The following is an 11,611-nucleotide window of genomic DNA, read 5'->3' as shown; positions in this document are numbered from 1 at the left end:
TGTCTCACTTTTATGTCATGAGTTCGCTATGAGTGTTATCACACCTGTCTCAACGACGCTGCGCCGCATTACCGCCGACGACAACGCCGCTATTGCCCACGTTATCCGTCAGGTTTCCGCCGAATACGGCCTGACCGCCGATAAAGGCTATACCGTTGCCGATCCCAATCTGGACGAGCTGTTTCAGGTTTACAGCCAGCCGGGCGCAGCCTACTGGGTGGTTGAGCAAAATGGTGAAGTCGTGGGCGGCGGCGGCGTTGCGCCATTAGGGTGTAGCGAACCGGACATTTGCGAACTGCAAAAGATGTACTTCCTCCCAAGCGCACGCGGTCAGGGGCTGGCGAAAAAGCTGGCGCTGATGGCGCTTGACCATGCCCGCGAGCAGGGTTTTAAGCAGTGTTATCTTGAAACGACGGCATTTCTGACCGAGGCTATCCGCCTGTATGAACATTTAGGGTTTAAGCATATCAGCGAAGCGCTCGGCTGTACCGGACATGTAGATTGTGAAGTGCGGATGTTAAAGCCCCTCTGACCTCACGCCGAGGGGCTCTGGTTACGTTACTGCATTTCGGCTGAGAGCATCAGCCGAATAACGCCGGCCGCGCGCGCGGTTGGCAGCTTCAGCACCTGTGACCATAAATCTTGCACCATTTCACAGACGACTTTCTCTTTGCCCACGCCTTTACTCGGATCGGCCATGATTTGGATATCCGGTCCAAAGCGCTGTACCAGACCCGGGCTGATGGATTGCAGATCCTGAAGCGCCAGCTGTTTTTCTTCTGCCGTGACCGTATGTTTTTTTGGGCCATGTGAGGCATACATCATGCTCATATCACTCGCCATACGACGATCCATGATCTCACGCGGAATAATACGCACTGGGTTAATCCCACCTTTCACCGCCGGGAACAAAAAGCGAAAACATTCGTCATTGCCCACTTTTGCCACCGCGGAAATCTGCTCGAGATTAATCTTCATATACTCGATCACATTGGCATCAGGCGCCTGCTGCAAACGCGCCATCTGTACCTGCAGGATCTGCGGCTGAATAGCGTCGATAATCTGTTGCTCGCTTTTCCCCGCCTCTTTCAGCTGCGTTGCCTGGGTGAGGATGTTCTGCCACAGCGCAGGCTCCTGCTCCTTAAGCACCTGATAAACGGGCATGGACAGCATCGCGTTTTCAAATTTCTGCGCATCCGTCAGCCCATAATTCGGGCTTTCCCGCGGGATCAGGTAGTGCACATCAAACAGATTCCACGCGACAATTGCCACCACAAAAACCACCGCGCCGGAGAGCTTGCCCAGCCAGCCTTTTTTGCGAAACATGCCGATGACGATAGCAATCACCGCCCCGATATACCCCGCCAACAATACGTGTGTCCAGTTCATTAACCATCCTTATGCCAAATCGTCTCTGTTCTGGGGATATATTTCCCCTTCGCGCGTTTTGATTATTACGGCAGCAGTGAGCGATTGCCAGCCACCAGATTTTGTTAACAGCAACAGGAAGGGTTAAATCGCGCGGCAATGTCTGCCGCGCGTCAGAGAAGGAGGCTAAGCGGGCACCCCGCTGTGAAAACGGAATTCATCGTCGGGAGAGGTAATCAACGCGGCTTCTACTTCGCCAAAGAACCGCACCCGGCTACTGATATCGTCAGCAGAAACCTGCTGCGCCAGCGCCAGATAATCCTGATAGTGCCGCGCTTCAGAACGCAGCAGTGACAGATAAAATGACTGTAAATCGTCATCCAGATACGGCGCCAGCGCGGCGAACCGTTCACAAGAACGTGCTTCAATGTAAGCCCCGCAAATCAGCTTATCGATTAGCGTTAATGGCTCGTGGGTTCGCACCTCTTTGAGCATGCCTTTGGCATAACGGCTGGCGGTGATTTTGACGTAGGGAATATTGCGGCTCATCATCATCTCACGCACCTGCCAGAAGTGGTGAAGTTCTTCTTTGATCAGCAAAACCATGCTGTCGATAAGCTTGCGTCCCCACGGGTCGTCAGTTTGCGGCATCACACTTTTGCTAATCTGTTTATTCAGTGCGATAAAATCCGGTTCATCCCCATCCCTGAAAGCATACGCCTCATAGGGTTTCAGCCAGTCCAGCAGCGCCTGCGATCCCTGTTTATCTGCGACATACTTACGCACCAGCAGCATAGCCGTTTGCGCCGCTTTCAGCTCGCAGACGAGGTGATCGGTCAGTAACAGAGGGAGATTCGCCGGGTCTCGCGCTTTATCAAGCCAGGCCTGGGGCGTTTTACAGTGCAGGAAGTTGTGGATCGGGGAGAGTATTTGCAGGTAATCCATACGTTGTCCTTGGCCTACGGCAGCATACGCCACCGTAGGTCAGCAGATGACTTAGTGACGCACGCCGTCATCATCTTCGTCGACGAGGTCTTCATCGTCGCCGTCTTCACCTTCTTCGCCGTTTGGGTCTTCGAAATAGGTGCCCCAACCGTCGTATTCCACATCATATTTCTCAGCCAGGTTCATCAGTTGCTCAACCTGAGCGTCGATCAACTCGGCATTCAGAGCGCATTCGCTCAGAATGTCACAGCAAATAACCGTGTCACCTTCTTCCACTTCCAGCTCTTCCGGCTCGGTCACTTCATAGCCCAGCTTGAAAGCTTCTACTGCCGCTTTTTCCAGGGTTTCAAAGTCATCCGCAGAAAGGTGATGCTCGATGGTGTACAGCGCGTCTGGATCGCTGCCATCTTCGAGTAACTCTTCAATAATCAAGCGCGTTTCTTCACGCTGTTCTTCCAGTAGTTCCGGGTTTGCCATGGCTCGTTCCTCATAATGTCCTGCCGATACTCTTATTGTCACATACCGCTGTCATTGCCTCCACCTTTCCAGGAAAGATTTGTTAAACAAGGTTGCAAATGAATAAACATCCATATAAATTGAATTTTAATTCAATAAATGGCCTAAGCCATGTGAGGGAACTATGTCTACCTTTTATCAGAAACATTTTTTGAAACTGCTTGATTTCACCTCTGCTGAACTGACGTCACTGCTCCAGCTCGCCGCGCAGCTCAAGGCGGATAAAAAAAACGGCACAGAGGTCGCTAAACTCACCGGTAAAAACATCGCGCTCATCTTCGAAAAAGACTCAACCCGTACCCGTTGCTCTTTCGAAGTTGCCGCATACGATCAGGGCGCGCGCGTAACGTATCTCGGGCCAAGCGGCAGCCAGATTGGTCATAAAGAGTCGATCAAAGACACCGCCCGCGTGCTCGGTCGTATGTACGACGGTATTCAGTATCGGGGCCATGGCCAGGAAATTGTCGAGACGCTTGCGGAATACGCCGGAGTTCCGGTATGGAACGGATTAACTAACGAATTTCACCCTACCCAGTTGCTGGCAGATTTGCTCACGATGCAGGAACACCTGCCAGGTAAAGCGCTCAATGAAATGACGCTGGTTTATTCAGGCGATGCACGTAACAATATGGGTAACTCCATGCTGGAAGCCGCCGCGTTAACCGGGCTGGATCTGCGCCTGGTCGCGCCGCGAGCCTGCTGGCCGGAAGAAAGCCTGGTTGCGGAGTGCAAAGCGCTGGCACAGAAAAACGGCGGCAATATTACGCTGACCGAAGATATCGCCGCGGGCGTGAAAGGTGCAGACTTTATCTATACCGACGTCTGGGTATCAATGGGCGAAGCGAAAGAGAAATGGGCCGAACGTATTGCGCTGCTGCGTAAGTATCAGGTTAATAGCGCAATGATGGCGTTGACTGGTAATCCGCAGGTGAAATTCCTGCACTGCCTGCCGGCGTTCCATGACGATCAAACCACACTTGGCAAACACATGGCGCAAGAGTACGGACTGCACGGCGGTATAGAAGTGACCGACGATGTCTTTGAATCACCCGCCAGCATCGTATTTGATCAGGCAGAAAACCGGATGCACACCATCAAAGCGGTGATGGTCGCAACGCTCGCAAAATAATGATGTTTGTAGGCCGGGTAAGGCTCCGCCACACCCGGCAATCTGCGCCGTTGTGCCTGATAGCGCTACGCTCATCAGGCCTGGCGTCCGTCACTTAACCAATAGCTTAACTACGGCTTTACGTACCAGCGCGGGAGCGCCGACCGCGCATAGCGGTTTATGCACTTCACCCGGATAAAACACCACGAAGTCACCCTCATTCAACACCACCGTTTTCTCCTGTACGCCTTCCGCCACGAAGGCGATGTCTTTATCCGTCAGCCAGTCAGTTTCCGGCGCGCCCGCAGGCTGCGTGCTGAAAGTCATACCTTCCTGACCTTTGAGCAGGATCTGAATATCCAGATACCGGGCGTGATACTCGGCGCGGCGCTGTGCGAACGGTTCCGTCATATCTTCAGCAATCAGATAAAACAAACGATCGCCGTCGATATCATGCTTGCCCTTTTCCGTCGCATCCGTCACATGCGCTTTAATATGCTCAATCGCCTGGCGCAACTCTTCCGGCAGCCAGGCATCCAGGTTGTAAATATTGCCGACAATCATCTCAAACCCCTTAATTAAAACAACGTTTCATTTTACTTGTTATACGAAAAAACGACCTGCCATACCACTGCTATTTACCGATAATTTGCGTCAACGCATGTTTATCGCTGATGGTGTTAAAATATCGTTAACTTGCCACAACTGCTTATGCATAAACACTGCATAACTTCCACCTCGTCATTTTCGAGGAGTTTACTAACACATTGTTATAAAATGTTTTTTTATAAAAACCAGTCTTCCATCACAGTTCACTCCCTTCTCTTTATCTTTGTGCAGTGACATATTTATTTGGTAATCAAGATCAGCGTGCAAATAATAAAATCACAGGTTCGCATAAATATGTATATCATAATAAAAAACACTATAAAATCAGCAAGTTATTGAATTGTTTCATTTTTAAATACGTACAAAAAATTAACATAAATAAATAACAAGACATATTCATGCGTAGTAATTCAGTTACTCTTATTTTTATTTTTTAAATTCTCAGAGCCATCTCATAAATTAAACAACAAAAGCCAACCATCAACCTGACTGTGAAATAAATCACGTTTCTCTACCAAATAAGATCTAAATATAGACTCCGAAATCAGCTGAAAAATCATGACTGCAATAAATATTATTTGCAGGCACCTCCTCTTTATTTTTTAAAATCGTATTAAAGGAATAATGATGGAAAAGCATTATGTCGGGTCTGAAATCGGTCAATTACGTAGCGTAATGCTACATCGCCCTAATCTCAGTTTAAAAAGGCTGACGCCATCAAATTGCCAGGAACTGCTTTTTGATGATGTTCTTTCGGTAGAACGTGCAGGAGAAGAGCATGACATTTTCGCCAACACGTTACGTCAGCAAGGGATTGAGGTTCTGCTACTCACTGATTTATTGACACAAACCTTAGATATCCCAGATGCCAAAGGCTGGCTACTGGAGACACAAATCTCTGATTATCGCCTTGGCCCCGCTTTCGCTGCTGATATTCGCGCATGGCTTGCAGATATGCAGCACCGGGAGCTCGCCCGGCATTTAAGCGGTGGGCTGACCTACGGGGAAATTCCTGCCTCAATAAAAAATATGGTGGTCGATACACACGATATTAATGACTTTATTATGAAGCCATTACCAAACCACTTATTTACTCGCGATACCTCCTGCTGGATATATAACGGTGTATCCATTAACCCGATGGCAAAAACCGCACGCCAGCGGGAAACCAATAACCTGCGAGCAATTTACCGTTGGCATCCACAATTTTCCGATGGTGAATTTATTAAATATTTCGGCGATGAAAATATTAATTACGACCACGCCACTTTAGAAGGTGGCGATGTGCTGGTCATTGGTCGCGGCGCGGTACTCATCGGTATGTCGGAACGTACCACGCCGCAGGGTATTGAGTTCCTTGCCCAGTCGCTGTTCAGGCATCGCCAGGCTGAACGCGTCATCGCGGTCGAATTGCCGAAACATCGCTCTTGTATGCACCTCGATACCGTCATGACCCACATCGATATCGATACCTTTTCCGTCTATCCGGAAGTAGTGCGCCCGGATGTCCAGTGCTGGACCCTGACGCCAGACGGGCGCGGCGGCCTGAAACGTACCCAGGAAAGTACGCTGGTACACGCCCTCGAAAAAGCGCTGGGTCTCGACCAAATAACGCTTATCACCACCGGGGGTGACGCCTTCGAAGCTGAACGCGAACAGTGGAACGACGCCAACAACGTCCTGACGCTGCGCCCCGGCGTGGTGGTGGGCTACGAGCGCAACATCTGGACCAACGAGAAATACGACAAAGCCGGTATCACCGTTTTACCCATTCCTGGCGACGAACTGGGACGCGGGCGCGGCGGTGCGCGCTGCATGAGTTGCCCGCTGGAACGCGACGGTATTTAAGGAGACGTTATGGAAAACAAACCTACCCTGGTTGTGGCGTTGGGCGGCAATGCGCTGCTCAAACGCGGAGAGCCGCTGGAAGCTGACATCCAGCGCAAGAACATTGAGCTGGCAGCAAGAACTATCGCTCAACTCACGCAGCAATGGCGTGTGATTCTGGTGCACGGCAATGGCCCACAGGTTGGACTTTTGGCGTTGCAAAACAGCGCTTATGACCGTGTCACCCCTTATCCGCTCGACATTCTCGGCGCGGAAAGTCAGGGAATGATTGGCTATATGCTGCAACAAGCGCTGAAAAACCAACTGCCACAACGTGAAATTAGCGTCCTGCTGACTCAGGTTGAAGTCGATGCCCACGATCTGGCTTTCAGCAATCCGACCAAATATATCGGACCGATTTACGACGATGCACAGGCTAAAACGCTACACGCGGAAAAGGGCTGGATTTTCAAAGCCGATGGCAAAACATTCCGTCGCGTTGTGCCCTCTCCACAGCCCAAACGCATCGTTGAAAGCGACGCCATTCGCACACTGATCGCCCGCGATCATCTGGTGATTTGCAACGGCGGCGGCGGCGTACCGGTGGTGGAAAAAGCCGATGGCTTCCACGGCATTGAAGCGGTGATCGACAAGGATCTCTCCGCCGCCCTGCTCGCCCGCCAACTCCATGCCGATGCGTTGTTGATCCTCACTGATGCCGACGCCGTATATCTCGACTGGGGCAAACCTACCCAGCGCCCGCTGGCCCAGGTGACGCCGGAACTGCTCGGTGAAATGCAATTCGACGCCGGTTCAATGGGCCCTAAAGTCACCGCCTGCGCGGAATTTGTCTCTCACTGCCACGGAATTGCAGGCATCGGCTCACTGGCCGACGGCCCGGCCATTCTCGCCGGTGACAAAGGCACCTTGATTCGCCTGGAAGCCGCCAACGCATAACCCAACATTAAGGATATTTTCATGACTGTTAACCTGAAAAATCGCAATTTTCTCAAACTGCTGGACTACACCCCAACGGAAATCCAGTACCTGATCGATCTGGCTATCGAGTTAAAAACGGCAAAAAAAGCCGGGCGCGAAAGGCAAACGCTGGTCGGTAAAAATATTGCGCTGATCTTCGAAAAAACCTCAACGCGCACCCGCTGCGCCTTTGAAGTCGGTGCTTTCGATCAGGGCGCACAGGTGACCTACCTCGGTCCAAGCGGCTCGCAGATCGGTCATAAAGAGTCGATGAAAGATACCGCTCGCGTGCTGGGTCGCATGTATGACGGCATCGAATACCGCGGCTACGGCCAGGAGATCGTTGAAGAATTGGGTGAATTTGCTGGCGTGCCGGTCTGGAACGGGCTGACGAATGAATTCCACCCTACGCAGATCCTTGCCGATCTGATGACCATGCTTGAACACGCTCCAGGGAAAACCTTACCCGAACTGAGCTTCGCTTATCTTGGTGACGCTCGCAACAACATGGGCAATTCACTGATGGTCGGCGCGGCGAAAATGGGGATGGATATTCGTCTGGTCGCGCCGAAGTCCTTTTGGCCTGACGAGGCGCTGGTTGCCGAATGCCGCGAAATCGCCAGCGTAACAGGCGCACGCATTACGCTCACGGACGATGTTGCGGAAGGGGTATACGACGTAGATTTTCTCTACACCGATGTCTGGGTTTCGATGGGCGAACCTAAAGAAGCGTGGGCAGAACGCGTCAGCCTGATGACGCCTTATCAAATTAACCAGCAGGTCATCAATGCGACCGGCAATCCTAACGTGAAATTCATGCACTGCCTGCCCGCTTTCCATAATGAGCACACCAAGGTGGGCCGTGAAATCGAAGCGGCTTACGGCCTGAAAGGGCTTGAAGTCACGGAAGAGGTATTTGAGTCAGCACATTCCATCGTCTTCGACGAAGCGGAAAACCGGATGCATACCATTAAAGCGGTCATGGTAGCGACACTCGGCGACTAACCCCTGCGGGCATGTGTCGCCTGGCGGCATATGCCCAAGCTATCCGGAGAACATCATGGGCAAATTCAAATTTCCCAGCGCGTATACCATCCTGTTTATTCTTATTGCGCTCGTCGCCGTTATGACCTGGATTGTCCCGGCAGGGAAATACCAGATGGCGATGAATGCTACCCTCGGCAAAGAAGTGCCGGTTGCCGGTACCTATGCCCCTACAGAGGCGCATCCGCAAGGCATAACCGCTGTCCTGCTGGCACCGATTGACGGGCTTTATAACCACGAAACCTACACCGCAGGCGCAATTGATGTTGCGCTGTTTGTCCTGATCATCGGTGGGTTTCTCGGCGTGGTAAACAAAACGGGCGCCATTGATGCCGGCATCGAACGCGTGACGGTCAGGCTGAACGGAAAAGAAGAGTGGATGATCCCCATTCTGATGGGGCTTTTCGCCGCCGGAGGCACGATTTACGGCATGGCGGAGGAATCACTCCCATTCTACACATTGCTGGTTCCGGTCATGATGGCCGCGCGCTTTGATCCACTGGTTGCTGCTGCAACCGTGCTACTCGGCGCAGGCATCGGCACGCTCGGTTCGACCATCAACCCTTTTGCGACGGTCATCGCCGCAAACGCCGCCGGGATCCCTTTCACGCAGGGAATGCTGATGCGCATTCTGCTGCTGGTCATCGGCTATGTTATCTGCGTGGTGTGGGTCATGCGTTATGCGCGCAAAGTCCGTAATCACCCGGAGTTGTCGATTGTGGCGGATAAAATGGAGGAAAACCGCGCCCATTTTCTCGGTAATCGCGGCAATGCTAACCTTGAATTCACGGCTACGCGTAAGTGGATCCTGCTGATATTCGCCGCCGCCTTTGCGGTAATGATTTATGGCGTCGCGGTACTCGGATGGTGGATGGCAGAAATATCCGCAGTCTTTCTGGCCTCAGCGATTATCGTCGGCGTGATTGCCCGTATGAGTGAAGAGGGCTTCACCAGCACATTCATTGACGGCGCGCGGGATCTGCTCGGCGTGGCGCTGATTATCGGCATTGCGCGCGGTATCGTCGTGGTGATGGATAACGGTATGATTACCCACACCATTCTGCACAGCGCCGAAAATTTAGTCTCCGGTCTGTCCACCACCATTTTTATCAATGTGACCTACTGGCTGGAAGTGTTGCTCTCCTTCCTGGTCCCTTCCTCGTCTGGCCTGGCGGTGCTCACGATGCCCATTATGGCCCCACTGGCCGACTTCGCCCATGTGCAAAGGGATTTGGTCGTCACCGCGTACCAATCCGCTTCCGGCATTGTGAATCTGATCACCCCTACTTCAGCCGTCGTGATGGGAGGGTTGGCCATCGCTCGCGTTCCTTATGTGCGCTACCTGAAATGGGTCGCCCCGCTGCTGCTGGTTCTGACGGTGCTGAACATGGTCGTCCTGAGTATCGGCGCGATGCTGTAGCCGTTTTGGCCGTCGGATCCCGACGGCTTTTTTGTGCGTGCTCTCGTTTTTCTGCACAACCGCCCGTTTGAGCCGTTATTGATACTGCAAATGTGGTGAATTTCGCCATCACATTGATACAAATGATAAATTTAGGGTGTTTTTATGAAGGAACTCGATGATTACTCGACCAAAGAGCAGAAACAGCTGGCGATTTGTCAGCGCCTGATTAGCGAAAAAAGCTACCTGTCCCAGGAAGCGCTTCGCCGCGATCTACAACAGCATGGTTTTACCGGGATTAGCCAGTCAACGGTATCTCGTCTGCTAAAACTGCTGGGTGCGATAAAAATAAGAAATACAAAAGGGCAAAAAATTTATTCTGTAAATCCGCAATCGCGACCCGCTCCTGATGCTGCCCGCTCGATTGCTGAAATGGTGGTCAGCGTGGAACACAATAGCGAATTTATCCTCATCCACACGGCGGCAGGCTATGGCCGTGCCGTTGCCAGAATCCTCGATTATCACGCGTTGCCAGAAATTCTCGGCGTCATTGCCGGTAGCAGTATTGTCTGGGTCGCACCGCGGGTTGTACAGCGAACAGCCCTGGTTCACAAACAGATTAATTATCTATTTAAAATGAATTAAAATTCATAAGAACCGTTTGCGATGAATAAATTGTGCATTTTTCGCTTGATCCCATAACGGAGCTGAGTATAATCGCGGACAATTTGCCGGGAGGATGTATGGTTCAGTGTGTACGACATTTTGTCTTACCGCGTCTGAAAAAGGACGCTGGCCTGCCGTTTTTCTTTCCGTTGATCACCCATTCCGAGCCCCTCAATTGAGGGGCTTTTTTTTTGCCCAGGCGTCAGGAGATAAACATGGCTAACCCGCTCTATCAAAAACACATCATTTCCATAAACGACCTCAGCCGCGATGACCTCAATCTGGTTCTCGCGACAGCGGCGAAATTAAAAGCCAACCCGCAGCCAGAGCTGTTAAAGCATAAGGTCATCGCCAGTTGCTTCTTTGAGGCGTCGACCCGCACCCGTTTATCCTTTGAAACATCGATGCACCGCCTGGGTGCCAGCGTGGTGGGTTTCTCTGACAGTGCCAACACCTCGCTGGGTAAAAAAGGCGAAACGCTGGCCGACACCATTTCCGTCATCAGCACCTACGTCGACGCCATCGTGATGCGTCATCCACAGGAAGGTGCCGCGCGTCTGGCAACAGAATTCTCTGGTAACGTTCCGGTTCTTAACGCGGGCGACGGCTCCAACCAACACCCGACCCAAACGCTGCTGGATCTGTTTACCATCCAGGAGACACAGGGCCGCCTGGACAATCTGCACATCGCCATGGTGGGTGACCTGAAATATGGCCGTACCGTCCACTCCCTGACTCAGGCGCTGGCGAAGTTCGAAGGTAACCGTTTCTACTTCATCGCCCCGGACGCGCTGGCGATGCCGCAGTACATTCTGGATATGCTGAATGAAAAAGGTATTGCCTGGAGCCTGCACGGCACGATTGAAGAAGTGATGGCGGAGGTCGACATTCTCTACATGACCCGCGTGCAGAAAGAGCGTCTGGACCCATCCGAATACGCCAACGTAAAAGCACAGTTTGTTCTGCGTGCCAGCGATCTGGCGGGAGCCAGAGAGAACATGAAGGTGCTGCATCCGCTGCCGCGCATCGATGAAATCACCACCGACGTCGACAAGACGCCGCACGCCTGGTATTTCCAGCAGGCTGGCAACGGCATCTTCGCCCGCCAGGCGTTACTGGCACTGGTACTGAATAGCGAACTGGCACTGTAA

Annotated in this window: 14 protein-coding genes; 9 read left to right on the top strand and 5 right to left on the bottom strand. The window is 52.1% G+C overall.

The window, feature by feature from the left end; translation table 11 throughout:
• The first annotated feature begins 28 nt into the window (after positions 1 to 28).
• Positions 29 to 532 (top strand): GNAT family N-acetyltransferase, encoded by a 504-nt coding sequence (locus tag On2M_RS03490; protein ID WP_151217460.1) that lies wholly within the window; start codon positions 29 to 31, stop codon positions 530 to 532.
• A gap of 26 nt (positions 533 to 558) precedes the next feature.
• Here On2M_RS03490 and On2M_RS03485 read toward each other — a convergent pair whose 3' ends face one another.
• The 3 genes from On2M_RS03485 to rraB all read right to left on the bottom strand — a co-directional run bounded on the left by On2M_RS03485 (position 559) and on the right by rraB (position 2,790).
• A complete protein-coding gene (locus On2M_RS03485) occupies positions 559 to 1,389 on the bottom strand; it encodes a topoisomerase II (protein WP_210904380.1) in 831 nt (276 codons plus the stop codon).
• 165 nt (positions 1,390 to 1,554) lie between these two features.
• Positions 1,555 to 2,313 carry a tRNA isopentenyl-2-thiomethyl-A-37 hydroxylase MiaE gene (gene miaE, locus On2M_RS03480; protein ID WP_151217457.1) on the bottom strand — a complete coding sequence of 253 codons (759 nt, stop codon included), beginning with the start codon at positions 2,311 to 2,313 and terminating at the stop codon, positions 1,555 to 1,557.
• 51 nt (positions 2,314 to 2,364) lie between these two features.
• Positions 2,365 to 2,790 (bottom strand): ribonuclease E inhibitor RraB, encoded by a 426-nt coding sequence (gene rraB / locus On2M_RS03475; RefSeq protein WP_003025845.1) that lies wholly within the window; start codon positions 2,788 to 2,790, stop codon positions 2,365 to 2,367.
• A 163-nt stretch (positions 2,791 to 2,953) separates the two neighbouring features.
• Between rraB and argF (On2M_RS03470) the strand changes: the two genes are divergently transcribed.
• Positions 2,954 to 3,958: an ornithine carbamoyltransferase gene (gene argF, locus On2M_RS03470; protein ID WP_210904379.1), complete on the top strand. Its 1,005-nt coding sequence runs from the start codon at positions 2,954 to 2,956 to the stop codon at positions 3,956 to 3,958.
• Positions 3,959 to 4,048: 90 nt separating this feature from the next.
• On the opposite strand, the gene On2M_RS03465 is transcribed toward argF (On2M_RS03470), so the two are convergent.
• Positions 4,049 to 4,501 (bottom strand): YhcH/YjgK/YiaL family protein, encoded by a 453-nt coding sequence (locus tag On2M_RS03465; RefSeq protein WP_151217454.1) that lies wholly within the window; start codon positions 4,499 to 4,501, stop codon positions 4,049 to 4,051.
• 672 nt (positions 4,502 to 5,173) lie between these two features.
• Between On2M_RS03465 and arcA the strand changes: the two genes are divergently transcribed.
• From arcA to On2M_RS03440, 5 genes are all read left to right on the top strand, one after another.
• Complete coding sequence (gene arcA / locus On2M_RS03460) at positions 5,174 to 6,394, top strand: arginine deiminase (RefSeq protein ID WP_151224495.1); 1,221 nt, start codon at positions 5,174 to 5,176, stop codon at positions 6,392 to 6,394.
• 9 nt (positions 6,395 to 6,403) lie between these two features.
• The gene (gene arcC / locus On2M_RS03455; protein ID WP_210904378.1) at positions 6,404 to 7,330 is read left to right on the top strand and encodes a carbamate kinase; all 927 of its coding nucleotides are present in this window, start codon (positions 6,404 to 6,406) and stop codon (positions 7,328 to 7,330) included.
• Positions 7,331 to 7,351: 21 nt separating this feature from the next.
• Positions 7,352 to 8,356, top strand: coding sequence for an ornithine carbamoyltransferase (gene argF, locus On2M_RS03450; RefSeq protein WP_151224494.1), 1,005 nt, complete (start codon positions 7,352 to 7,354; stop codon positions 8,354 to 8,356).
• A gap of 55 nt (positions 8,357 to 8,411) precedes the next feature.
• The gene (locus On2M_RS03445) at positions 8,412 to 9,815 is read left to right on the top strand and encodes a YfcC family protein (RefSeq protein WP_187253635.1); all 1,404 of its coding nucleotides are present in this window, start codon (positions 8,412 to 8,414) and stop codon (positions 9,813 to 9,815) included.
• A 144-nt stretch (positions 9,816 to 9,959) separates the two neighbouring features.
• Complete coding sequence (locus On2M_RS03440; RefSeq protein ID WP_151217448.1) at positions 9,960 to 10,439, top strand: arginine repressor; 480 nt, start codon at positions 9,960 to 9,962, stop codon at positions 10,437 to 10,439.
• On the opposite strand, the gene On2M_RS03435 is transcribed toward On2M_RS03440, so the two are convergent.
• Positions 10,436 to 10,558, bottom strand: a complete 123-nt coding sequence (locus On2M_RS03435; RefSeq protein ID WP_123268762.1) for a hypothetical protein — start codon at positions 10,556 to 10,558, stop codon at positions 10,436 to 10,438. The genes On2M_RS03440 and On2M_RS03435 overlap by 4 nt on opposite strands.
• Here On2M_RS03435 and pyrL point away from each other — a divergent pair.
• Together pyrL and pyrB are read left to right on the top strand one after the other, a co-directional pair.
• Positions 10,538 to 10,639, top strand: a complete 102-nt coding sequence (gene pyrL, locus On2M_RS03430) for a pyr operon leader peptide (protein WP_003025819.1) — start codon at positions 10,538 to 10,540, stop codon at positions 10,637 to 10,639. The two genes, On2M_RS03435 and pyrL, sit on opposite strands and share 21 nt — an antisense overlap.
• A gap of 36 nt (positions 10,640 to 10,675) precedes the next feature.
• On the top strand, positions 10,676 to 11,611 hold the full coding sequence (gene pyrB / locus On2M_RS03420; RefSeq protein WP_151224491.1) for an aspartate carbamoyltransferase: 936 nt from the start codon (positions 10,676 to 10,678) through the stop codon (positions 11,609 to 11,611).

Origin of the sequence: Citrobacter sp. On2M (genome assembly GCF_018035235.1) — a bacterium.
GTDB classification, from domain to species: Bacteria; Pseudomonadota; Gammaproteobacteria; order Enterobacterales; family Enterobacteriaceae; genus Citrobacter; species Citrobacter meridianamericanus.
Note: the sequence above shows the minus strand (reverse complement) of the source record. Positions and strands in the feature narration are given on the sequence as shown.